Origin of the sequence: Streptomyces spororaveus (assembly GCF_016755875.1) — a bacterium.
Classification (GTDB): Bacteria; Actinomycetota; Actinomycetes; order Streptomycetales; family Streptomycetaceae; genus Streptomyces; species Streptomyces spororaveus.
Genome location: NZ_BNED01000005.1, coordinates 3,630,497 through 3,650,061, shown reverse-complemented (window position 1 = coordinate 3,650,061; position 19,565 = coordinate 3,630,497). Strand labels below are relative to the sequence as shown.

The 19,565-nt window shown below is 67.3% G+C and carries 29 protein-coding genes; 28 read left to right on the top strand and 1 reads right to left on the bottom strand.

Features of this window, described 5'->3' with window-relative positions; translation table 11 throughout:
* The first annotated feature begins 5 nt into the window (after nucleotides 1-5).
* From rplP to glmM, 28 genes are all read left to right on the top strand, one after another.
* Nucleotides 6-425, top strand: coding sequence for a 50S ribosomal protein L16 (gene rplP / locus Sspor_RS18630; protein WP_008739704.1), 420 nt, complete (start codon nucleotides 6-8; stop codon nucleotides 423-425).
* Nucleotides 425-649, top strand: coding sequence for a 50S ribosomal protein L29 (gene rpmC, locus Sspor_RS18625; protein ID WP_008739703.1), 225 nt, complete (start codon nucleotides 425-427; stop codon nucleotides 647-649). The genes rplP and rpmC overlap by 1 nt, the downstream gene beginning before the upstream one ends.
* Nucleotides 649-930, top strand: a complete 282-nt coding sequence (rpsQ, locus tag Sspor_RS18620; RefSeq protein ID WP_030008467.1) for a 30S ribosomal protein S17 — start codon at nucleotides 649-651, stop codon at nucleotides 928-930. Before rpmC ends, rpsQ begins: the two co-directional genes overlap by 1 nt.
* 106 nt (nucleotides 931-1,036) lie before the next feature.
* Nucleotides 1,037-1,405 (top strand): 50S ribosomal protein L14, encoded by a 369-nt coding sequence (gene rplN / locus Sspor_RS18615; RefSeq protein WP_008739701.1) that lies wholly within the window; start codon nucleotides 1,037-1,039, stop codon nucleotides 1,403-1,405.
* A 2-nt stretch (nucleotides 1,406-1,407) separates the two neighbouring features.
* Nucleotides 1,408-1,719: a 50S ribosomal protein L24 gene (rplX, locus tag Sspor_RS18610; RefSeq protein WP_030008468.1), complete on the top strand. Its 312-nt coding sequence runs from the start codon at nucleotides 1,408-1,410 to the stop codon at nucleotides 1,717-1,719.
* Entirely contained in the window at nucleotides 1,719-2,270 is a 552-nt protein-coding gene (gene rplE, locus Sspor_RS18605) for a 50S ribosomal protein L5 (protein WP_030154702.1), read from the top strand. The genes rplX and rplE overlap by 1 nt, the downstream gene beginning before the upstream one ends.
* 5 nt (nucleotides 2,271-2,275) lie before the next feature.
* On the top strand, nucleotides 2,276-2,461 hold the full coding sequence (locus tag Sspor_RS18600; RefSeq protein WP_003956452.1) for a type Z 30S ribosomal protein S14: 186 nt from the start codon (nucleotides 2,276-2,278) through the stop codon (nucleotides 2,459-2,461).
* Between the two features lie 222 nt (nucleotides 2,462-2,683).
* Nucleotides 2,684-3,082 carry a 30S ribosomal protein S8 gene (gene rpsH / locus Sspor_RS18595; protein ID WP_007265911.1) on the top strand — a complete coding sequence of 133 codons (399 nt, stop codon included), beginning with the start codon at nucleotides 2,684-2,686 and terminating at the stop codon, nucleotides 3,080-3,082.
* A gap of 20 nt (nucleotides 3,083-3,102) precedes the next feature.
* Nucleotides 3,103-3,642 (top strand): 50S ribosomal protein L6, encoded by a 540-nt coding sequence (gene rplF / locus Sspor_RS18590; RefSeq protein WP_202200152.1) that lies wholly within the window; start codon nucleotides 3,103-3,105, stop codon nucleotides 3,640-3,642.
* A gap of 2 nt (nucleotides 3,643-3,644) precedes the next feature.
* Entirely contained in the window at nucleotides 3,645-4,028 is a 384-nt protein-coding gene (rplR, locus tag Sspor_RS18585; protein ID WP_030008471.1) for a 50S ribosomal protein L18, read from the top strand.
* A 45-nt stretch (nucleotides 4,029-4,073) separates the two neighbouring features.
* Nucleotides 4,074-4,676: a 30S ribosomal protein S5 gene (gene rpsE / locus Sspor_RS18580; RefSeq protein ID WP_030388857.1), complete on the top strand. Its 603-nt coding sequence runs from the start codon at nucleotides 4,074-4,076 to the stop codon at nucleotides 4,674-4,676.
* Nucleotides 4,676-4,858, top strand: coding sequence for a 50S ribosomal protein L30 (gene rpmD, locus Sspor_RS18575; protein WP_005313525.1), 183 nt, complete (start codon nucleotides 4,676-4,678; stop codon nucleotides 4,856-4,858). The genes rpsE and rpmD overlap by 1 nt, the downstream gene beginning before the upstream one ends.
* 2 nt (nucleotides 4,859-4,860) lie before the next feature.
* Entirely contained in the window at nucleotides 4,861-5,316 is a 456-nt protein-coding gene (rplO, locus tag Sspor_RS18570) for a 50S ribosomal protein L15 (RefSeq protein WP_030008473.1), read from the top strand.
* Between the two features lie 187 nt (nucleotides 5,317-5,503).
* Nucleotides 5,504-6,817 (top strand): preprotein translocase subunit SecY, encoded by a 1,314-nt coding sequence (secY, locus tag Sspor_RS18565; protein ID WP_202200151.1) that lies wholly within the window; start codon nucleotides 5,504-5,506, stop codon nucleotides 6,815-6,817.
* Nucleotides 6,817-7,464, top strand: a complete 648-nt coding sequence (locus Sspor_RS18560) for an adenylate kinase (RefSeq protein WP_202200150.1) — start codon at nucleotides 6,817-6,819, stop codon at nucleotides 7,462-7,464. The genes secY and Sspor_RS18560 overlap by 1 nt, the downstream gene beginning before the upstream one ends.
* 121 nt (nucleotides 7,465-7,585) lie before the next feature.
* Nucleotides 7,586-8,437: a type I methionyl aminopeptidase gene (map, locus tag Sspor_RS18555; RefSeq protein ID WP_202200149.1), complete on the top strand. Its 852-nt coding sequence runs from the start codon at nucleotides 7,586-7,588 to the stop codon at nucleotides 8,435-8,437.
* A 138-nt stretch (nucleotides 8,438-8,575) separates the two neighbouring features.
* Entirely contained in the window at nucleotides 8,576-8,797 is a 222-nt protein-coding gene (gene infA, locus Sspor_RS18550; RefSeq protein ID WP_003956442.1) for a translation initiation factor IF-1, read from the top strand.
* Nucleotides 8,798-8,870: 73 nt separating this feature from the next.
* A complete protein-coding gene (gene rpmJ / locus Sspor_RS18545; RefSeq protein WP_003956441.1) occupies nucleotides 8,871-8,984 on the top strand; it encodes a 50S ribosomal protein L36 in 114 nt (37 codons plus the stop codon).
* A gap of 200 nt (nucleotides 8,985-9,184) precedes the next feature.
* Complete coding sequence (gene rpsM / locus Sspor_RS18540; RefSeq protein ID WP_007265919.1) at nucleotides 9,185-9,565, top strand: 30S ribosomal protein S13; 381 nt, start codon at nucleotides 9,185-9,187, stop codon at nucleotides 9,563-9,565.
* A 54-nt stretch (nucleotides 9,566-9,619) separates the two neighbouring features.
* Nucleotides 9,620-10,024 carry a 30S ribosomal protein S11 gene (gene rpsK / locus Sspor_RS18535; RefSeq protein ID WP_003956432.1) on the top strand — a complete coding sequence of 135 codons (405 nt, stop codon included), beginning with the start codon at nucleotides 9,620-9,622 and terminating at the stop codon, nucleotides 10,022-10,024.
* A gap of 151 nt (nucleotides 10,025-10,175) precedes the next feature.
* Nucleotides 10,176-11,198, top strand: coding sequence for a DNA-directed RNA polymerase subunit alpha (locus Sspor_RS18530; protein WP_007265920.1), 1,023 nt, complete (start codon nucleotides 10,176-10,178; stop codon nucleotides 11,196-11,198).
* Nucleotides 11,199-11,339: 141 nt separating this feature from the next.
* Entirely contained in the window at nucleotides 11,340-11,801 is a 462-nt protein-coding gene (rplQ, locus tag Sspor_RS18525) for a 50S ribosomal protein L17 (RefSeq protein WP_030154710.1), read from the top strand.
* A 99-nt stretch (nucleotides 11,802-11,900) separates the two neighbouring features.
* Nucleotides 11,901-12,752, top strand: a complete 852-nt coding sequence (gene truA / locus Sspor_RS18520; RefSeq protein ID WP_202200148.1) for a tRNA pseudouridine(38-40) synthase TruA — start codon at nucleotides 11,901-11,903, stop codon at nucleotides 12,750-12,752.
* Nucleotides 12,753-12,819: 67 nt separating this feature from the next.
* The gene (locus Sspor_RS18515) at nucleotides 12,820-14,448 is read left to right on the top strand and encodes an ABC-F family ATP-binding cassette domain-containing protein (protein WP_202200147.1); all 1,629 of its coding nucleotides are present in this window, start codon (nucleotides 12,820-12,822) and stop codon (nucleotides 14,446-14,448) included.
* Nucleotides 14,449-14,517: 69 nt separating this feature from the next.
* Nucleotides 14,518-15,828: a glycosyltransferase family 87 protein gene (locus Sspor_RS18510; protein WP_202200146.1), complete on the top strand. Its 1,311-nt coding sequence runs from the start codon at nucleotides 14,518-14,520 to the stop codon at nucleotides 15,826-15,828.
* A gap of 232 nt (nucleotides 15,829-16,060) precedes the next feature.
* Entirely contained in the window at nucleotides 16,061-16,504 is a 444-nt protein-coding gene (rplM, locus tag Sspor_RS18505; protein ID WP_008739660.1) for a 50S ribosomal protein L13, read from the top strand.
* Nucleotides 16,505-16,546: 42 nt separating this feature from the next.
* Nucleotides 16,547-17,068 carry a 30S ribosomal protein S9 gene (gene rpsI, locus Sspor_RS18500; RefSeq protein ID WP_150258789.1) on the top strand — a complete coding sequence of 174 codons (522 nt, stop codon included), beginning with the start codon at nucleotides 16,547-16,549 and terminating at the stop codon, nucleotides 17,066-17,068.
* 135 nt (nucleotides 17,069-17,203) lie between these two features.
* The gene (gene glmM / locus Sspor_RS18495; RefSeq protein ID WP_202200145.1) at nucleotides 17,204-18,562 is read left to right on the top strand and encodes a phosphoglucosamine mutase; all 1,359 of its coding nucleotides are present in this window, start codon (nucleotides 17,204-17,206) and stop codon (nucleotides 18,560-18,562) included.
* Here the strand turns inward: glmM and Sspor_RS18490 are convergent.
* Complete coding sequence (locus tag Sspor_RS18490) at nucleotides 18,559-19,551, bottom strand: DUF389 domain-containing protein (RefSeq protein ID WP_202200144.1); 993 nt, start codon at nucleotides 19,549-19,551, stop codon at nucleotides 18,559-18,561. The two genes, glmM and Sspor_RS18490, sit on opposite strands and share 4 nt — an antisense overlap.
* Nucleotides 19,552-19,565: the final 14 nt, after the last annotated feature.

Genomic DNA, 19,565 nt, shown 5'->3' with positions numbered 1-19,565 from the left:
CCGACATGCTGATCCCTCGTAGGGTCAAGCACCGCAAGCAGCACCACCCGAAGCGCAGCGGTATGGCCAAGGGCGGTACTGAGGTCACGTTCGGCGAGTACGGCATCCAGGCGCTGACCCCGGCGTACGTGACGAACCGCCAGATCGAGGCGGCTCGTATTGCGATGACCCGCCACATCAAGCGTGGCGGCAAGGTCTGGATCAACATCTACCCGGACCGCCCGCTGACGAAGAAGCCTGCCGAGACCCGCATGGGTTCCGGTAAGGGTTCTCCTGAGTGGTGGATCGCCAACGTGCACCCGGGCCGGGTCATGTTCGAGCTGTCCTACCCGAACGAGAAGATTGCTCGTGAGGCGCTCACCCGCGCTGCTCACAAGCTTCCGATGAAGTGCCGGATTGTTCGGCGCGAGGCAGGTGAGTCGTGATGGCGACGGGAACCAAGGCGTCCGAGCTGCGTGAGCTCGGCAACGAGGAGCTCGTTGGCAAGCTGCGCGAGGCCAAGGAGGAGCTGTTCAAGCTCCGCTTCCAGGCGGCCACGGGTCAGCTGGAGAACAACGGCCGGCTCAAGTCCGTCCGTAAGGACATCGCTCGCATCTACACCCTGATGCACGAGCGTGAGCTCGGTATCGAGACGGTGGAGAGCGCCTGATGAGCGAGAACAACGTGACTGAAAAGACCGAGCGCGGTTTCCGCAAGACCCGTGAGGGTCTGGTCGTCAGCGACAAGATGGACAAGACCGTCGTCGTCGCCGTCGAGGACCGCGTGAAGCACGCCCTGTACGGCAAGGTCATCCGCCGTACGAACAAGCTCAAGGCTCACGACGAGCAGAACGCTGCCGGCGTCGGCGACCGCGTCCTCATCATGGAGACGCGTCCGCTGTCGGCGAGCAAGCGCTGGCGCATCGTCGAGATCCTCGAGAAGGCCAAGTAATTCGTCCGGGGGGTTTCCCCCGGATTCGTTCCGCCAGGCTCGGTGGGGGCGACGCTCTCCGGAGTGAAGCCCCCGCCGGGAACCGGCAGACAAACAGGAGATACACGTGATCCAGCAGGAGTCGCGACTGCGTATCGCCGACAACACTGGTGCCAAGGAAATCCTTTGCATCCGTGTTCTCGGTGGTTCCGGTCGCCGCTACGCGGGCATCGGTGACGTCATCGTCGCCACCGTCAAGGACGCGATCCCCGGTGGCAACGTGAAGAAGGGTGACGTCGTCAAGGCGGTCATCGTTCGCACCGTCAAGGAGCGTCGCCGCCAGGACGGCTCGTACATCCGCTTTGACGAGAACGCCGCCGTCATTCTGAAGAACGACGGCGACCCTCGCGGCACCCGTATCTTCGGCCCGGTGGGCCGTGAGCTGCGCGAGAAGAAGTTCATGAAGATCATCTCGCTCGCGCCGGAGGTGCTGTAAGCATGAAGATCAAGAAGGGCGACCTGGTTCAGGTCATCACCGGTAAGGACAAGGGCAAGCAGGGCAAGGTCATCGTCGCCTTCCCCGCCGACAACCGCGTCCTCGTCGAGGGTGTCAACCGGGTCAAGAAGCACACCAAGGCTGCGCAGAACCAGGCCGGTGGCATTGTGATCACCGAGGCCCCGGTCCACGTCAGCAACGTTCAGCTGGTTGTGGAGAAGGACGGCAAGAAGGTCGTCACCCGCGTCGGCTACCGCTTCGACGACGAGGGCAACAAGATCCGCGTTGCCAAGCGGACGGGTGAGGACATCTGATGGCTACCACTCCGCGTCTCAAGACGAAGTACCGCGAGGACATCGCGGGCAAGCTGCGTGAGGAGTTCTCCTACGAGAACGTCATGCAGATCCCCGGCCTCGTGAAGATCGTGGTCAACATGGGTGTGGGCGACGCCGCCCGCGACTCCAAGCTGATCGACGGCGCCATCCGCGACCTGACGACGATCACCGGTCAGAAGCCGGCCGTCACGAAGGCCCGCAAGTCCATCGCGCAGTTCAAGCTGCGCGAGGGTCAGCCGATCGGCTGCCACGTCACCCTCCGTGGTGACCGCATGTGGGAGTTCCTGGACCGTACGCTGTCGCTCGCGCTGCCGCGTATCCGTGACTTCCGTGGTCTGTCGCCGAAGCAGTTCGACGGCCGTGGCAACTACACCTTCGGTCTCACGGAGCAGGTCATGTTCCACGAGATCGACCAGGACAAGATCGACCGTACCCGGGGTATGGACATCACCGTGGTCACCACGGCGACCAACGACGCTGAGGGCCGCGCGCTCCTTCGTCACCTCGGCTTCCCCTTCAAGGAGGCGTAAGCGAGATGGCGAAGAAGGCTCTCATCGCGAAGGCTGCCCGCAAGCCCAAGTTCGGTGTGCGTGCGTACACCCGCTGCCAGCGCTGCGGTCGTCCCCACTCCGTGTACCGCAAGTTCGGCCTGTGCCGCGTCTGCCTTCGTGAGATGGCTCACCGTGGCGAGCTGCCGGGCGTGACCAAGAGCTCCTGGTAATTCCCTTCCGTCCGTAAGGACTTGGGAAGTTCCAGAGACTCTCGGTAAGCATCTGGTCGGTGGGTGCCCAGCTCCGCATGCCGTAGGCTTGTGGGGTTGGGCGTCCGCCGCCCTATCGACTTACTACGCCGTAGGTCCCCGCACCGCACCCGTCCCGCCACTGAGTGGGGAGAGGGATGGCGCATACAGGAAACCCCGGCGAGAGAGGCCGAAGGCCACTTCATGACCATGACTGACCCGATCGCAGACATGCTGACCCGTCTGCGTAACGCTAACTCGGCGTACCACGACACCGTCGTGATGCCGCACAGCAAGATCAAGTCGCACATCGCAGAGATCCTCAAGCAGGAGGGTTTCATCACCGGCTGGAAGGTCGAGGACGCCGAGGTCGGCAAGAACCTCGTCCTCGAGCTGAAGTTCGGGCCGAACCGTGAGCGCTCCATCGCGGGCATCAAGCGGATCTCGAAGCCCGGTCTGCGCGTGTACGCGAAGTCCACCAACCTGCCGAAGGTGCTCGGCGGCCTGGGCGTGGCGATCATCTCCACGTCGCACGGTCTGCTCACCGGCCAGCAGGCAGGCAAGAAGGGCGTAGGTGGGGAAGTCCTCGCCTACGTCTGGTAGTCGGGAACGGAGGAAAAGCAATGTCGCGAATCGGCAAGCTCCCCATCCAGGTTCCCGCCGGTGTGGACGTCACCATCGATGGCAGCACGGTCGCGGTGAAGGGCCCCAAGGGTTCCCTCTCCCACACCGTCAAGGCTCCCATCACCGTCGTTAAGGGCGAGGACGGCGTTCTGAACGTCACCCGTCCGAACGACGAGCGTCAGAACAAGGCCCTGCACGGCCTGTCCCGCACGCTGGTGGCGAACATGATCACCGGTGTGACCACGGGATACGTCAAGGCTCTCGAGATCAGCGGTGTCGGTTACCGTGTCCTGGCGAAGGGCTCCAACCTGGAGTTCCAGCTGGGCTACAGCCACCCGATCCTGGTGGAGGCGCCCGAGGGCATCTCCTTCAAGGTCGAGTCGCCGACCAAGTTCACGGTCGAGGGCATCGACAAGCAGAAGGTCGGCGAGGTCGCCGCCAACATCCGCAAGCTGCGGAAGCCCGACCCGTACAAGGCCAAGGGTGTCAAGTACGCCGGCGAGGTCATCCGCCGCAAGGTCGGAAAGGCTGGTAAGTAGCCATGGCATACGGTGTGAAGATCGCCAAGGGCGACGCGTACAAGCGCGCTGCCAAGGCTCGCCGCCACATCCGCATCCGCAAGAACGTCTCGGGTACGGCGGAGCGTCCGCGCCTCGTCGTGACGCGTTCGAACCGCAACATCGTTGCTCAGGTCATCGACGACCTCCAGGGCCACACCCTGGCGTCGGCGTCGACCCTGGACGCTTCGATCCGCGGTGGCGAAGGCGACAAGAGCTCGCAGGCCCAGGCTGTCGGCGCGCTCGTCGCCGAGCGTGCCAAGGCTGCGGGTGTCGAGACCGTCGTGTTCGACCGCGGTGGCAACCGATACGCCGGGCGCATTGCCGCTCTGGCTGACGCCGCCCGCGAAGCCGGGCTGAAGTTCTAAGCCCCGGTTCCGGGACTCACGGACGTAACAGAGAGAGGTAATCCAATGGCTGGACCCCAGCGCCGCGGAAGCGGTGCCGGTGGCGGCGAGCGGCGGGACCGGAAGGGTCGCGACGGTGGCCCTGCCGCCGAGAAGACCGCTTACGTTGAGCGCGTTGTCGCGATCAACCGCGTCGCCAAGGTTGTCAAGGGTGGTCGCCGCTTCAGCTTCACCGCGCTGGTCGTGGTGGGCGACGGTGACGGCACTGTAGGTGTCGGTTACGGCAAGGCCAAGGAAGTTCCCGCGGCCATCGCCAAGGGTGTCGAGGAAGCCAAGAAGAACTTCTTCAAGGTTCCGCGCATCCAGGGCACCATCCCTCACCCGATCCAGGGCGAGAAGGCTGCGGGCGTCGTTCTGCTGAAGCCTGCTTCCCCCGGTACCGGTGTTATCGCCGGTGGCCCGGTGCGCGCCGTTCTGGAGTGCGCCGGCGTTCACGACATCCTGTCGAAGTCCCTGGGCTCCGACAACGCGATCAACATCGTGCACGCGACCGTGGCGGCCCTCCAGGGCCTGCAGCGTCCCGAGGAGATCGCGGCTCGCCGTGGTCTGCCCCTCGAGGACGTCGCCCCCGCGGCTCTGCTTCGTGCACGTGCTGGGGCGGGTGCGTAATGGCTCGCCTCAAGATCACGCAGACGAAGTCGTACATCGGCAGCAAGCAGAACCACCGCGACACGCTGCGTTCGCTCGGGCTCAAGCGCCTGAACGACGTCGTCGTCAAGGAGGACCGCCCCGAGTTCCGCGGAATGGTTCACACCGTCCGCCACCTCGTGACGGTTGAGGAGGTTGACTAATCATGGCTGAGAACAGCCCGCTGAAGGCCCACAACCTCCGTCCCGCCCCCGGCGCCAAGACCGCGAAGACCCGTGTCGGTCGTGGTGAGGCGTCGAAGGGTAAGACGGCCGGTCGTGGTACGAAGGGCCAGAAGGCCCGTTACCAGATCCCGCAGCGCTTCGAGGGTGGGCAGATGCCCCTCCACATGCGCCTGCCGAAGCTCAAGGGCTTCAAGAACCCGTTCCGCACCGAGTTCCAGGTCGTGAACCTGGACAAGCTCGGCGCTCTCTACCCCGAGGGTGGAGAAGTCACGGTGGCCGACCTGGTCGCCAAGGGCGCGGTTCGCAAGAACAGCCTCGTCAAGGTCCTGGGCCAGGGCGAGATCTCCGTGGCGCTGCAGGTTTCGGTTGACGCCGTCTCCGCCTCCGCCAAGGAGAAGATTGCCGCTGCCGGCGGCACCGTCACCGAGCTCGTCTAAGACGATTTCAGTGGCTGAATAGCTCGAAACCCGACCGGGGATGCCTCACATATGGGGCATCCCCGGTCGGTCGTTCCACGGAAGGCACACTCGCCGGTAAGGTGGCGTGCACCTTTGCTTTGTCGTATTCGTCGATCCCTCAGACCGTCACCTCTGACGCAGTAGCGCGGGGGTCGCAGGAGGCACCGTGCTCACCGCGTTCGCCCGGGCGTTCAAGACGCCCGACCTGCGCAAGAAGCTGCTCTTCACGCTCGGCATCATCGTGCTGTTCCGGCTCGGGTCCCACATTCCGGTACCCGGCGTGAGCTACAAGAACGTTCAGATCTGTGTGGAGCAGGCAGGCAGCAGCAATGGGCTGTTCGGCCTGGTCAACATGTTCAGCGGCGGTGCGCTGCTGCAGATCACGATCTTCGCGCTCGGCATCATGCCCTACATCACGGCGAGCATCATTCTGCAGCTGCTGACCGTGGTCATCCCGAAGCTGGAGACCCTCAAGAAAGAGGGCCAGTCCGGTACGGCGAAGATCACTCAGTACACGCGCTATCTGACGGTCGCGCTGGCGATCCTGCAGGGCACGGGCCTCGTCGCCACGGCCCGCACGGGCGCCCTGTTCCAGGGCTGCTCGGCCGCCCGCGATATCGTCCCCGACCGTTCGATCTTCACCACGGTCGTCATGGTGATCACCATGACCGCCGGTACCTGCGTCGTCATGTGGCTCGGTGAGCTGATCACCGACCGCGGCATCGGCAACGGCATGTCGATCCTCATGTTCATCTCGATCGCCGCCGGCTTCATCGGAGCCCTCTGGCAGATCAAGCTCCAGGGCAAGATCGCGGACGGCTGGGTCGAGTTCGGTGTCGTGATGCTCGTGGGCCTCGCGATGGTGGGCCTGGTGGTCTTCGTCGAGCAGGCGCAGCGCCGGATCCCGGTCCAGTACGCGAAGCGCATGATCGGCCGCCGTGCGTACGGCGGTACGTCGACCTACATCCCGCTCAAGGTGAACCAGGCGGGCATCATCCCCGTCATCTTCGCCTCGTCGCTGCTCTACATCCCGGCGCTGGTCGTGCAGTTCAGCGGATCCCAGGCCGGCTGGGCCACCTGGATCCAGAAGCACTTCGTCAAGGGCGACCACCCGTACTACATCGCCGCGTACTTCCTCCTGATCGTCTTCTTCGCGTTCTTCTACGTGGCGATCTCGTTCAACCCCGAGGAAGTTGCAGACAACATGAAGAAGTATGGTGGGTTCATCCCGGGCATCCGCGCCGGTCGGCCCACCGCCGAGTACCTCAGCTACGTACTCAACCGGATCACCTGGCCGGGGTCGCTGTACCTGGGTCTCATCGCTCTTGTGCCGACGATGGCGTTGGCCGGCTTCGGAGCGAACCAGAACTTCCCGTTCGGCGGGACGAGCATCCTGATCATCGTGGGTGTGGGTCTGGAAACCGTGAAGCAGATCGAGAGCCAGCTCCAGCAGCGTAATTACGAAGGGTTCCTCCGCTGATGCGAATCGTCCTCGTTGGACCGCCCGGTGCGGGCAAGGGAACGCAGGCTGCGTTCCTTGCCAAGAACCTGTCGATTCCGCACATCTCCACGGGTGATCTGTTCCGGGCCAACATCAGCCAGGGCACCGAGCTCGGCAAGCAGGCGAAGGCGTACATGGACGCCGGCGACCTGGTGCCCGACGAGGTGACCATCGGCATGGCCAAGGACCGTATGGAGCAGCCGGACGCCGTGAACGGCTTCCTGCTCGACGGCTTCCCCCGCAACGTCTCGCAGGCCGAGGCGCTCGACGTGATGCTCCAGGCGGAGGGCATGAAGCTCGACGCCGTCCTCGACCTGGAGGTCGAGGAGGACGAGGTCGTGAAGCGGATCGCCGGTCGGCGGATCTGCCGCAACGACTCCTCGCACGTCTTCCACGTCACGTACGCCCCGCCGAAGGCCGAGGGTGTCTGCGACACCTGCGGTGGCGAGCTGTACCAGCGGGGCGACGACTCCGAGGCCACGGTCCGCAACCGGCTGGAGGTCTACCACACGCAGACCGAGCCGATCATCGACTACTACAAGGCCCAGGGCCTGCTGGTGACCATCCCGGCCCTCGGTGAGGTCGCGGACGTCACGAAGCGCGCGATGGACGCCCTCAAGAAGTAGTAACCCTCTGTGCGCAGGTACGGCCGCGGTGTCCCCAGGACATCGCGGCCGTACTGTTGAGAAGACCTGAACAACGCAGATCACGCAGATCACGCAGATCCGAAGGTGGAAGGCATTTCCCATGGTCCAGATCAAGACCCCCGAGCAGATCGCGAAGATGCGCGAGGCAGGGCTGGTCGTCGCGGCGATCCACGCTGCGACCCGTGAGGCGGCCGTACCGGGTGCCACGACGCGGGATCTGGACATGGTGGCCCGCAAGGTCATCGCCGACGCCGGGGCCAAGTCGAACTTCCTGGGCTACGGCGGCTTCCCCGCGACCATCTGCACCTCGGTGAACGAGGTCGTCGTCCACGGCATCCCGGACGACAAGACGGTCCTCAAGGACGGCGACATCATCTCGATCGACGCGGGCGCGATCGTGGACGGCTGGCACGGCGACGCCGCGTACACCGCCTTCGTGGGCACAGGGCACGCTCCTGAGCTCGTGGAGCTGTCCCGGGTGACCGAGGAGTCCATGTGGGCCGGCATCGCCGCCATGAAGCTCGGCAACCGCCTCGTGGACATCTCCAAGGCGATCGAGACGTACATCAAGCGCCAGCCCCGCCCCTCCACCGGTGAGCACAGCCTCGGCAAGTTCGGGATCATCGAGGACTACGGCGGCCACGGCATCGGGACCGAGATGCACATGGACCCCCACCTGCTGAACTACGTCTCGCGCAAGCGGGGCAAGGGGATCAAGCTGGTCCCGGGCGTCTGCCTGGCGATCGAGCCGATGGTCTCCCTGGGCACCGCCCAGACGGAGGTCCTTTCGGACGACTGGACGGTCATCACCACCGACGGCACCTGGTCCTCGCACTGGGAGCACTCCATCGCGCTGACGGAGGCCGGTCCGATCGTCCTGACCAGCCCGGACTGCGGTAAGGCGAAGCTGGCGGAGTACGGAGTCACCACGGCTCCGGACCCCCTCGGTTAATGATCTAGACTCTGGGGCAAACTTTCCGGATTCGTCTTTCTGGGTGCCCTGACGTAGACTGACTCGTCGGCTCTCGTGCACTTCCATGCCTGCATGGCGCACTGAGCCGATCAAGGTAGCCGATTCGAAAGGCGAAGCGTGGCCAAGAAGCAAGGTGCCATCGAAATCGAGGGCACCGTGATCGAGTCCCTCCCGAACGCGATGTTCAAGGTGGAACTCCAGAACGGTCACAAGGTCCTCGCGCACATCAGCGGCAAGATGCGTATGCACTACATCCGCATCCTCCCGGATGACCGGGTCGTTGTGGAGCTGTCTCCGTACGACCTGACGCGTGGCCGGATCGTCTACCGATACAAGTAGATCTTGCTCTCACTCCTGCCTGGGCATCCGTCCCGGTGCGGGTGGTGGCACTGACCCGGAGAACCTCACCAACATGAAGGTCAAGCCGAGCGTCAAGAAGATCTGCGACAAGTGCAAGGTGATCCGCCGTCACGGCCGGGTCATGGTCATCTGCGACAACCTGCGCCACAAGCAGCGCCAGGGCTGACGCACGCCGACCGACCTGCCTTCCGCAGTTCTTCGCGCGACGTAAGAAAACGTACATACGCAGAACCCGCCCAGCCCTGTACGGGGCCGGCGGTACCTCCGGCGGGGGCCGGGGACCCGGGCGTACCATCACCCACTTCGGGGTGGTCGGCGGTCGGGGTCGGTTCTGCTGAAGACCCCCGAACACACAGGAGCCATTGAATGGCACGCGTTTCCGGTGTTGACATCCCGCGCGAAAAGCGCGTGGAGATCGCACTCACCTACGTCTTCGGTATCGGGCGCACCCGGTCCAAGGAGATCCTCGCCTCCACCGGCGTGAACCCGAACACCCGCGTTCGTGACCTGGCCGAAGAGGACCTCGTCAAGATCCGCGAGTACGTGGACGCCAACCTCCGTACCGAGGGTGACCTCCGCCGCGAGATCCAGGGCGACATCCGCCGCAAGATCGAGATCCAGTGCTACCAGGGTATCCGCCACCGTCGCGGCCTCCCGGTGCACGGTCAGCGCACCAGCACCAACGCGCGTACCCGCAAGGGCCCGCGTCGCGCGATCGCCGGTAAGAAGAAGCCGGGCAAGAAGTAGTCCTGTTCAGCGGTCTTGCGCTGTAGGACCGACCACCTCCCGTAGGAGATTTAGATGCCCCCCAAGGGTCGTCAGGGCGCTGCCAAGAAGGTGCGCCGCAAGGAAAAGAAGAACGTCGCTCACGGGCACGCCCACATCAAGAGCACGTTCAACAACACCATCGTTTCGATCACCGACCCCTCGGGCAACGTGATCTCCTGGGCCTCCGCCGGCCACGTCGGCTTCAAGGGCTCGCGCAAGTCCACCCCCTTCGCCGCGCAGATGGCCGCCGAGTCGGCCGCCCGTCGCGCGCAGGAGCACGGCATGCGCAAGGTTGACGTCTTCGTGAAGGGTCCGGGCTCCGGCCGCGAGACCGCGATCCGCTCCCTCCAGGCCACCGGCCTCGAGGTCGGCTCGATCCAGGACGTCACCCCCACCCCGCACAACGGCTGCCGCCCGCCGAAGCGCCGCCGCGTCTGACGCAGCGGACGCACCTGTGCGTTCTTGAGTGTCCGGGCGGTACGACCCCTTCGGGGGACGTACCGCCCGTACCCTTGCAGTAGCCGTACCCCCGGTACGGCATCCCGTCGGGCGTCAAATAGTGGGCGTCCACGAATGAAGGAACACAGACATGCTTATCGCTCAGCGTCCTTCGCTGACCGAAGAGGTCGTCGACGAGTACCGCTCGCGGTTCGTGATCGAGCCGCTGGAGCCGGGCTTCGGCTACACCCTCGGCAACTCCCTGCGCCGTACCCTCCTGTCCTCCATCCCGGGTGCCGCTGTCACCAGCATCCGCGTGGACGGCGTCCTGCACGAGTTCACCACCGTGCCGGGCGTCAAGGAAGACGTCACCGACATCATCCTCAACATCAAGCAGCTGGTCGTCTCCTCGGAGCACGACGAGCCGGTCGTGATGTACCTGCGCAAGCAGGGTCCCGGCCTGGTCACCGCTGCTGACATCGCGCCCCCGGCCGGTGTCGAGGTGCACAACCCGGACCTGGTCCTCGCCACGCTCAACGGCAAGGGCAAGCTGGAGATGGAGCTGACCGTCGAGCGCGGTCGCGGCTACGTCTCCGCCGTCCAGAACAAGCAGCTGGGCCAGGAGATCGGCCGTATCCCGGTCGACTCCATCTACAGCCCGGTCCTCAAGGTCACCTACAAGGTCGAGGCGACCCGAGTCGAGCAGCGCACCGACTTCGACAAGCTGATCGTCGACGTCGAGACCAAGCAGGCCATGCGCCCGCGTGACGCCATGGCGTCCGCCGGCAAGACCCTGGTCGAGCTGTTCGGTCTGGCGCGCGAGCTCAACATCGACGCCGAGGGCATCGACATGGGCCCGTCCCCGACGGACGCCGCCCTGGCCGCCGACCTGGCGCTGCCGATCGAGGAGCTCGAGCTCACGGTCCGCTCGTACAACTGCCTCAAGCGCGAGGGCATCCACTCCGTGGGTGAGCTCGTCGCCCGCTCCGAGGCCGACCTGCTCGACATCCGCAACTTCGGTGCGAAGTCGATCGACGAGGTCAAGGCGAAGCTGGCCGGCATGGGCCTGGCCCTCAAGGACAGCCCGCCCGGATTCGACCCGACCGCCGCCGCCGACGCCTTCGGCGCCGACGACGACGCGGACGCCGGTTTCGTCGAGACCGAGCAGTACTGATCCATCCCGCCGCCGGCGGCCGAGGTCCTCGGACCGTGGTCGCCGGCCGGGCCTGGAACCAAGACTTTCCCGCGGCATCCGCCTCGGGGGAACTGACACCGGTACCTGACACGGCCGGTGCAGATATGAAGGAGTAACACCATGCCGCGTCCCGCAAAGGGTGCCCGTCTGGGCGGCAGCGCCGCGCACGAGAAGCACCTCCTCGCGAACCTCGCGAAGGCGCTCTTCGAGCACGGCCGCATCACCACCACCGAGGCCAAGGCCCGCCGCCTGCGTCCCTACGCCGAGCGTCTGGTCACCAAGGCCAAGAAGGGCGACATCCACAACCGTCGCCTGGTGCTGCAGACGATCACGGACAAGAGCATCGTGCACACGCTGTTCACCGAGATCGCCCCGCGCTACGAGAACCGCCCCGGTGGTTACACGCGCATCACCAAGATCGGCAACCGTCGTGGCGACAACGCCCCGATGGCCGTGATCGAGCTGGTCGAGGCCCTTACGGTCGCCCAGCAGGCCACCGGTGAGGCCGAGGCCGCCACCAAGCGCGCGGTCAAGGAGGCGGAGGCTGTCGAGACCCCCGCCGAGGAGACCAAGGAGGCCTGATCCCCCGGGATCACGCTTGCTTGAACGGCTCTGAACGGGCCCGCCCCCTTCCGGGGCGGGCCCGTTCTGCATATGGGTGATTCTGAGAGGATCGGTCACGTGAGTGACGAGGTGGAGCCCGGGCACGTCCGGGTGCGGCTGGACCTGAGCTACGACGGCAAGGACTTCTCCGGCTGGGCGAAGCAGCGCGTGCTGCGGACGGTCCAGGGTGAGCTGGAGTCGGCCCTGCAGACCGTGATGCGGCTGCCGGACCCGGTCGAGCTGACCGTGGCCGGGCGGACCGACGCGGGGGTGCACGCCCGCGGTCAGGTCGCCCAGTTCGACCTCGCCGAGGAGGTGTGGGCCGAGCACCACGACAAGCTGCTGCGCCGCCTCGCGGGCCGGCTGCCGCACGACGTACGGGTGTGGAAGGCCGCCGAGGCCCCCCAGGGCTTCAACGCGCGTTTCTCGGCCATCTGGCGCCGCTACGCCTACCGCGTCGGCGACCACCAGGGCGGTGTCGACCCGCTGCGCCGCGGGCACGTGCTGTGGCACCAGTGGCCGCTCGACGTGGACGCCATGAACGAGGCCGCGGCCCCGCTGCTCGGCGAGCACGATTTCGCGGCGTACTGCAAGAAGCGCGAGGGCGCCACGACCATCCGCACGCTCCAGCAGCTGAGCTGGGAGCGTGCCGAGGACGGGATCGTCACCGCGACCGTCCGGGCCGACGCCTTCTGCCACAACATGGTCCGCTCGCTGGTGGGAGCGCTGCTGCACGTGGGCGACGGCCACCGGCCGACCGACTGGCCCGGCAAGGTGCTGGCGGCCGCCGTACGGGACTCCTCGGTGCACGTGGTCAAGCCGCACGGCCTGACCCTGGAGGAGGTCGGCTACCCGGCGGACGAGCTGCTGGCCGCCCGCAGCAGGGAAGCGCGCAACGTGCGGACCCTGCCGGGCGCCGGCTGCTGCTGACGCCCCCGCGGTGCGTCCACGGGCGTCCGGCTAATCCGTTTGGGCGGATCGGCGCCGGACCTGGACAATGCCCGGCATGGGACATCTCGAAGCCAGCCACCTGGAGTACTACCTTCCCGACGGGCGGGTCCTGCTCCCTGACGTCTCCTTCCGCGTGGGGGAGGGGTCGGTCGTCGCGCTCGTCGGGGCGAACGGGGCCGGCAAGACCACCCTGCTGAAGATGATCTCCGGCGAGCTCCAGCCGCACGGCGGCGGGATCACCGTCTCCGGCGGCCTCGGCGTGATGTCGCAGTTCGTGGGCTCGGTGCGGGACGAGACGACCGTACGGGACCTCCTGGTCTCGGTGGCCCAGCCGCGCATCCGGGAGGCCGCGAAGGCGGTGGACCGCGCCGAGCAGCTGATCCTGACGGTGGACGACGAGGCCGCCCAGATGGCCTACGCGCAGGCGCTGAGCGACTGGGCGGACGTCCAGGGGTACGAGGCGGAGACGCTCTGGGACGTCTGCACCATGGCCGCGCTGGCGATCCCGTACGACTCGGCGCAGTTCCGCGAGGTGCGCACGCTCTCGGGCGGTGAGCAGAAGCGGCTCGTGCTGGAGGCGCTGCTGCGCGGGCCGGACGAGGTGCTGCTGCTCGACGAGCCGGACAACTACCTGGACGTCCCGGGCAAGCGCTGGCTGGAGGAGCAGCTGAAGGCCACCCGCAAGACGGTGCTCTTCGTCTCGCACGACCGGGAGCTGCTGACCCAGGCCGCCGAGAAGATCATCAGCCTGGAGGCGAGCCCGACGGGCTCCGACGTCTGGGTGCACGGCGCGGGCTTCGCCACGTACCACGACGCCCGCAAGGAGCGCTTCGCGCGCTTCGAGGAGCTCAAGCGGCGCTGGGACGAGGAGCACGCGCGGCTGAAGGCGCTGGTGCTGCGGCTGCGCAACCAGGCCGCGAGCAGCCCGGACATGGCCTCGCGGTACCGGGCGATGCAGACCCGCTTCCAGAAGTTCGAGGAGGCCGGCCCGCCGCCGGAGCCGCCGCGCGAGCAGGACATCAAGATGCGGCTCAAGGGCGGGCGGACCGGCGTGCGCGCCCTGACCGTCGAGAACCTGGAGCTGACCGGCCTGATGAAGCCCTTCTCCCTGGAGGTCTTCTACGGGGAGCGGGTCGCGGTCCTCGGCTCGAACGGCTCGGGCAAGTCGCACTTCCTGCGCCTGATGGCGGGCGAGGACGTCAAGCACACGGGTACGTGGAAGCTGGGCGCACGGGTGGTTCCCGGCCACTTCGCGCAGACCCACGCCCACCCGGAGCTCTTCGGGCGGACCCTCGTCGACATCCTGTGGACGGAGGCGGCCAAGCCCCTGGGCCAGGCGATGGGGGCCCTGCGGCGGTACGAGCTGGAGCGCCAGGGCGAGCAGCCGTTCGAGAAGCTCTCGGGCGGGCAGCAGGCGCGTTTCCAGATCCTGCTCCTGGAGCTGGCGGGCACCACGGCGCTGCTGCTGGACGAGCCGACGGACAACCTGGACCTGGAATCGGCGGAGGCCCTGCAGGACGGGCTGGAGGCGTACGACGGCACTGTGCTGTGCGTCACGCACGACCGGTGGTTCGCGCGCACATTTGACCGTTACCTGGTCTTCGGTTCGGACGGTGTTGTGCGGGAGACTCAGGAGCCCGTCTGGGACGAACGTAGAGTCGAACGCAAGCGCTAGGGGGCGACCGTCACCCCCTCGGTGGAGTGAGGGGCAGGCGTCGTGGGGCTGCGGCCTAGCATCTGGCTGATGAAGTGGGAGAACCAGAGCGTCGGGATCCGGGGGGCCGGGGACGGGGGCTCCGGGCACGGGGGAGCCGGGGGCGGGACCTCCGGCAACAGGCTCATCGACTGGCTGCTGCAGCCCGCCGCCCGGTCCTGGCAGGTCCTCTCCCTCGCGGTACTCCTCGGGATCGCCGTCTCGACGAGCCTGCGGGCGAACTGGGGCTCCGACAACGCGTTCGTGGTCAAGGCCGCCGAGACACTGCTGGCGGGCGGCTCCCCGTACGAGGACAAGCGCTTCCTCTACCTGCCCAGTGCCGTGATCATGGCGGTTCCGGAGGCGCTGCTGCCGCGCGAGGTGCTGCGGTGGCTGCTGCCGCTCGGGATGTCGGGGCTGCTGGGTGTCGGCTGGCTGGCCTCGCTGCGGATGTTCGCGGTGCCGCTGCGCTCGCGCTTCGCGGTCGGCGGTTTCGCGGTGTTCGCCCTGGCCTTCAAGCCGTACGTGAACCTCGTGCTGATCGGCAACTGGACCGCCATCTCGGCGGCCGCGCTGCCGGTGGCGCTGCTGCTCGCGCAGCGGCACAGGTGGGGGTCGGCCGGGCTGGTGGTGGGGCTCGCGATTGCGTGCAAGCCGATGCTGGTGCCCCTCGGGCTGCTCTTCCTGGTCGCCCGGCGGTGGAGGGGGCTGGCCGCGGCCGTGCTGGTGCCGCTGGGGTTCTCGCTGGCCGGTGCGCTGGTGATGCCGAACCCGTCGCTGTTCTTCACCAAGACCCTGCCCTTCCTGCTCCAGGGGCAGGACGCGTACGCGCTCCCGTGGGACGCCTCGCCGATCGCCGTGCTGCCGCGGCTGGGCGTGCCGGCGCCGCTGGCGGTGCTGGTGGCCTTCGCGGGGGCCGGGGCGGGCCTGTGGGCGGCCTGGGTGCGGTGGCGGCGGGAGGACGCCGACGGGGGTGAGCTGCGCCTGGTGGAGACGGCCTGCATGGTGATGCTCGCCGCATTCCTGGTGTCCCGGCCGTCCTTCGACCACTACCTGCTGGTGGTGCTGCCGCTGCTGCTGGCCTCGCTCGTGCGGCCGGACTCGGCGGCCCGTTCGCCCTGGTTCTGGGCGGCGTTGGGGCCTCAGCTGGCGGGTGTTCCGTGGCCGTCCGAGCTGGAGGCGAAGCGGCGCGCGTTCAAGGACTGTTTCACCCTGTGCGTGCTCGCCGGTCTGCTGGCGCGTCGCTGTCTGCGCTCCGGTCGGGTTACTCTGGAGCCCGTAACAACTGCGGGGTCCCCATCCAGGACCGAACCGGAGTGCGCCGCGACGCCAGCAGAATCGGCATCGCGGACCGCGTTTTGACCCGTACGGGTCTGCTTGGGTATCCTGCTGGTTTGTTATGCGTATTGGCTTTCTCATTCTCACGTGAAAGGGCCTTGCGCCGGTCCACCGGACCGATGACCAGCAGTTCACACGGGTTGCGTCCCCGCTGTGAATGAGGGCTGTCGTGATCGTCCGTGGTGACCCTGTCAGGACCTTCCCGTTGGGGCTTGCGCCCTTGGGATACCACCACCGAAGAAGCGAAGGCATACGCGTGCGTACGTTCAGCCCCAAGCCCGGCGACATCTCGCGCCAGTGGCTCGTCATCGACGCCCAGGACGTTGTCCTCGGCCGTCTGGCGACCCAGGCCGCAGCCCTCCTGCGCGGCAAGCACAAGCCGACTTACGCCCCCCACATGGACATGGGCGACTTCGTCATCATCGTCAACGCCGACAAGGTTCACCTGTCCGGCAACAAGGCGTCGCAGAAGATGGCGTACCGCCACTCCGGCTACCCGGGCGGTCTCCGCTCCGTGCGCTACGACGACCTCCTGGCGAACAACCCGGAGAAGGCCGTCGAGAAGGCCATCAAGGGCATGCTCCCCAAGAACACCCTGGGCCGTCAGATGCTCTCGAAGCTGAAGGTCTACTCGGGCGACCAGCACCCCCACGCTGCCCAGCAGCCGGTGCCGTTCGAGATCACCCAGGTCGCGCAGTAGTTCCGGCCACCCCCTAAGACGTAGAAAATTCTGAGGAGCATCGTGGCCGAGACCACCGCCGAGACGACCCCCGTCGACGAGTTCGAGGGCAACGTCGAGGAGTACACCAGCGAGTCTGAGGTCGTCGTCGAGGGCGACTACACCTCCGAGTCCCTTGCCGGCCGCTTCGGCGACCCCCAGCCGGCCGCCGGCCTGGGCCGTCGCAAGAACGCCATCGCCCGCGTCCGGATCGTTCCGGGCACCGGCAAGTGGAAGATCAACGGTCGCACCCTTGAGGACTACTTCCCCAACAAGGTGCACCAGCAGGAAGTCAACGAGCCCTTCAAGCTCCTGGAGCTTGACGGCCGCTACGACGTCATCGCCCGCATCTCGGGTGGCGGCGTGTCCGGCCAGGCCGGCGCCCTGCGCCTCGGCGTGGCCCGTGCGCTGAACGAGGCGGACGTGGACAACAACCGCCCGGCGCTGAAGAAGGCCGGCTTCCTTTCCCGCGACGACCGTGCGGTCGAGCGCAAGAAGGCCGGTCTCAAGAAGGCCCGTAAGGCTCCGCAGTACAGCAAGCGTTAATCTGCGCCTGCTGTTCTGCAACGAAACCGCCCCGGCAGCACTCTCCGTGCTGTCGGGGCGGTTCGTTTACCGCCACAAGCGGCAAATATCTGTCACAAGCGGTCATACGCGAAGCGGAAACTCGGGAGGACAACAGTGGGACGACTCTTCGGGACGGACGGTGTACGCGGCGTTGCCAACGCGGATCTGACGGCGGAGCTCGCGCTCGGCCTCTCCGTGGCAGCTGCCCACGTACTGGCCGAGGCAGGCACCTTCGAAGGCCATCGGGCGACCGCGGTGGTCGGCCGGGACCCCCGCGCCTCGGGTGAATTCCTGGAGGCCGCTGTCGTGGCGGGCCTCGCGAGCGCGGGCGTGGACGTCCTGCGCGTCGGTGTGCTGCCCACCCCGGCGGTGGCGTATCTCACCGGTGCGCTGGGCGCCGACCTCGGCGTGATGCTCTCCGCCAGCCACAACGCCATGCCCGACAACGGCATCAAGTTCTTCGCGCGCGGCGGCCACAAGCTCGCCGACGAGCTGGAGGACCGCATCGAGTCGACCTACGAGCAGCACCGCACCGGCGCCCCCTGGGACCGGCCCACCGGCTCCGGCGTCGGCCGCGTCTCCGACTACACCGAGGGCTTCGACCGGTACGTCGCCCACCTCATCGGGGTCCTCCCGAACCGCCTCGACGGCCTGAAGGTCGTCCTGGACGAGGCCCACGGCGCGGCCGCGTACGTCTCGCCCGAGGCCTTCACCCGGGCCGGCGCGGAGATCGTCACGATCGGCGCCGAGCCCAACGGCCTCAACATCAACGACGGCTGCGGCTCCACCCACCTCGGCCTGCTCAAGGCGGCCGTGGTCGAGCACGGCGCCGACTTCGGCATCGCGCACGACGGCGACGCCGACCGCTGCCTGGCCGTGGACGGCTCCGGCGAGGAGATCGACGGCGACCAGATCCTCGCCGTGCTGGCCCTGGCCATGCGCGAGGCCGGCCAGCTGCGCGAGAACACCGTGGTCGGCACCGTGATGTCCAACCTGGGCTTCAAGCTGGCCATGGAGGCCGAGGGCATCCAGGTCGTGCAGACCGGGGTCGGCGACCGCTACGTGCTGGAGTCGATGAAGGAGCACGGCTACGCGCTCGGCGGCGAGCAGTCCGGCCACGTGATCATCCTCGACCACGCGACGACCGGCGACGGCACGCTCACCGGCCTGCTGCTCGCGGCGCGCGTCGCGGCCACCGGCAAGTCCCTCGCCGAGCTGGCGGGCGTCATGCAGCGGCTGCCGCAGGTGCTGATCAACGTTCCCGACGTGGACAAGTCCCGCGTCACCACCTCCGCCGAGCTGGCCGCGGCCGTCGCCGACGCCGAGCGCGAGCTGGGCACCACCGGTCGGGTGCTGCTGCGCTCCTCCGGTACGGAGCCGCTGGTACGGGTGATGGTGGAGGCCGCCGACATCGAGCAGGCCCGCTCGGTCGCCGGGCGCCTCGCGGACGTCGTGAAGTCCGCGCTCGGCTAGAAACGGCCCGGGCCCTTCCAGGCACCACCGCCAGGCCCGCGTGGCGCACCCGGTTTCCGGATCATCCGGCTCTCCTGGGTGCGCCACAGCAGTTTCCAGCAGACGAGCGTCAGCGTCCCGGACAGGATGATGCCGCCCAGGTTCACCGCCAGCTGCACCGCCGAGCCCCACATCTGCGAGAAATCGCCGTAGCTGAGGGCCACCGCCGCGTTCGCGCCCGCCGGCACGGTGGTGACGGAGATCGCCACCCCGACCAGCGCACCGGCCTTCGCCGAGGTCAGCGACAGCATGCCGGCGACACCGGCGAGCAGTGCGACGACGAAGGAGAACGGGTCGGGCTGCCAGATGAAGCTGGTGTTCGGCCGGGGGTTCTCCAGCATCGCCTCGTGGAACAGGCCGAGCGCGGTCATGCCCAGGCTGAAGACGGTCGTCGCCACGATCGCGGCCGTGAAGCCGACGAACAGAGCGAAGAGCGAGCGGCCGGCGAGCCTGGGGCGGCGCTGCACCAGGCCGGTGCAGATACCGGCGAGCGGGCCGAATTCCGGGCCGACCGCCATGGCGCCCACGATCAGGATCGCGTTGTCCAGGACCACCCCGCACGCCGCGATCATCGTCGCCACGATCATGAAGGCGGCGTAGGTGATCGTGAGGGTGGACTCCTCGTGCGTCGACTCGGCGAGCTGCTCCCAGACCACCGCGTCGGCGGCCTCGCCCGGCGCCTCCTCCTCGGCCTCCTCGGCGCGCCTGGAGATCGACAGGTCGATGTTCTCCACGGCGATCGAACCGCTCTCGTCGACCCCGAGCCGGCGCATCGCCTGGAGGAGTTCGTCGGCCGCCTCGCGGGCGACGTCGCACAGGACGACATCGCCCTCGGGGTCGCGCGCGGCGCCGGTCAGCACGACCAGATGGGTGGTGCCGACCGTCTCGTCGATCAGCCCCACCAGCTGCTCGGTGAGGTGGTGCGGGGTGATCATCCGCAGATGCAGCATGCCCGCACCCTAGC

What these genes read in the sequence shown, in the direction of transcription:
- Sspor_RS18560 (WP_202200150.1), top strand. Translation starts at nt 6,817, where the DNA reads ATGCGAATCGTCCTCGTTGGACCGCCCGGTGCGGGCAAGGGAACGCAG.
- rpmD (WP_005313525.1), top strand. Translation starts at nt 4,676, where the DNA reads ATGGCTCGCCTCAAGATCACGCAGACGAAGTCGTACATCGGCAGCAAG.
- rplR (WP_030008471.1), top strand. Translation starts at nt 3,645, where the DNA reads ATGGCATACGGTGTGAAGATCGCCAAGGGCGACGCGTACAAGCGCGCT.
- rplP (WP_008739704.1), top strand. Translation starts at nt 6, where the DNA reads ATGCTGATCCCTCGTAGGGTCAAGCACCGCAAGCAGCACCACCCGAAG.
- rpmJ (WP_003956441.1), top strand. Translation starts at nt 8,871, where the DNA reads ATGAAGGTCAAGCCGAGCGTCAAGAAGATCTGCGACAAGTGCAAGGTG.
- rpsH (WP_007265911.1), top strand. Translation starts at nt 2,684, where the DNA reads ATGACCATGACTGACCCGATCGCAGACATGCTGACCCGTCTGCGTAAC.
- Sspor_RS18515 (WP_202200147.1), top strand. Translation starts at nt 12,820, where the DNA reads ATGCCCGGCATGGGACATCTCGAAGCCAGCCACCTGGAGTACTACCTT.
- rplE (WP_030154702.1), top strand. Translation starts at nt 1,719, where the DNA reads ATGGCTACCACTCCGCGTCTCAAGACGAAGTACCGCGAGGACATCGCG.
- rpsM (WP_007265919.1), top strand. Translation starts at nt 9,185, where the DNA reads ATGGCACGCGTTTCCGGTGTTGACATCCCGCGCGAAAAGCGCGTGGAG.
- Sspor_RS18530 (WP_007265920.1), top strand. Translation starts at nt 10,176, where the DNA reads ATGCTTATCGCTCAGCGTCCTTCGCTGACCGAAGAGGTCGTCGACGAG.
- rplQ (WP_030154710.1), top strand. Translation starts at nt 11,340, where the DNA reads ATGCCGCGTCCCGCAAAGGGTGCCCGTCTGGGCGGCAGCGCCGCGCAC.
- rpsE (WP_030388857.1), top strand. Translation starts at nt 4,074, where the DNA reads ATGGCTGGACCCCAGCGCCGCGGAAGCGGTGCCGGTGGCGGCGAGCGG.
- rpsQ (WP_030008467.1), top strand. Translation starts at nt 649, where the DNA reads ATGAGCGAGAACAACGTGACTGAAAAGACCGAGCGCGGTTTCCGCAAG.
- rpsK (WP_003956432.1), top strand. Translation starts at nt 9,620, where the DNA reads ATGCCCCCCAAGGGTCGTCAGGGCGCTGCCAAGAAGGTGCGCCGCAAG.
- Sspor_RS18600 (WP_003956452.1), top strand. Translation starts at nt 2,276, where the DNA reads ATGGCGAAGAAGGCTCTCATCGCGAAGGCTGCCCGCAAGCCCAAGTTC.
- rpmC (WP_008739703.1), top strand. Translation starts at nt 425, where the DNA reads ATGGCGACGGGAACCAAGGCGTCCGAGCTGCGTGAGCTCGGCAACGAG.
- Sspor_RS18510 (WP_202200146.1), top strand. Translation starts at nt 14,518, where the DNA reads ATGAAGTGGGAGAACCAGAGCGTCGGGATCCGGGGGGCCGGGGACGGG.
- rplO (WP_030008473.1), top strand. Translation starts at nt 4,861, where the DNA reads ATGGCTGAGAACAGCCCGCTGAAGGCCCACAACCTCCGTCCCGCCCCC.
- map (WP_202200149.1), top strand. Translation starts at nt 7,586, where the DNA reads ATGGTCCAGATCAAGACCCCCGAGCAGATCGCGAAGATGCGCGAGGCA.
- rplX (WP_030008468.1), top strand. Translation starts at nt 1,408, where the DNA reads ATGAAGATCAAGAAGGGCGACCTGGTTCAGGTCATCACCGGTAAGGAC.
- Sspor_RS18490 (WP_202200144.1), bottom strand. Translation starts at nt 19,551, where the DNA reads ATGCTGCATCTGCGGATGATCACCCCGCACCACCTCACCGAGCAGCTG.
- rplF (WP_202200152.1), top strand. Translation starts at nt 3,103, where the DNA reads ATGTCGCGAATCGGCAAGCTCCCCATCCAGGTTCCCGCCGGTGTGGAC.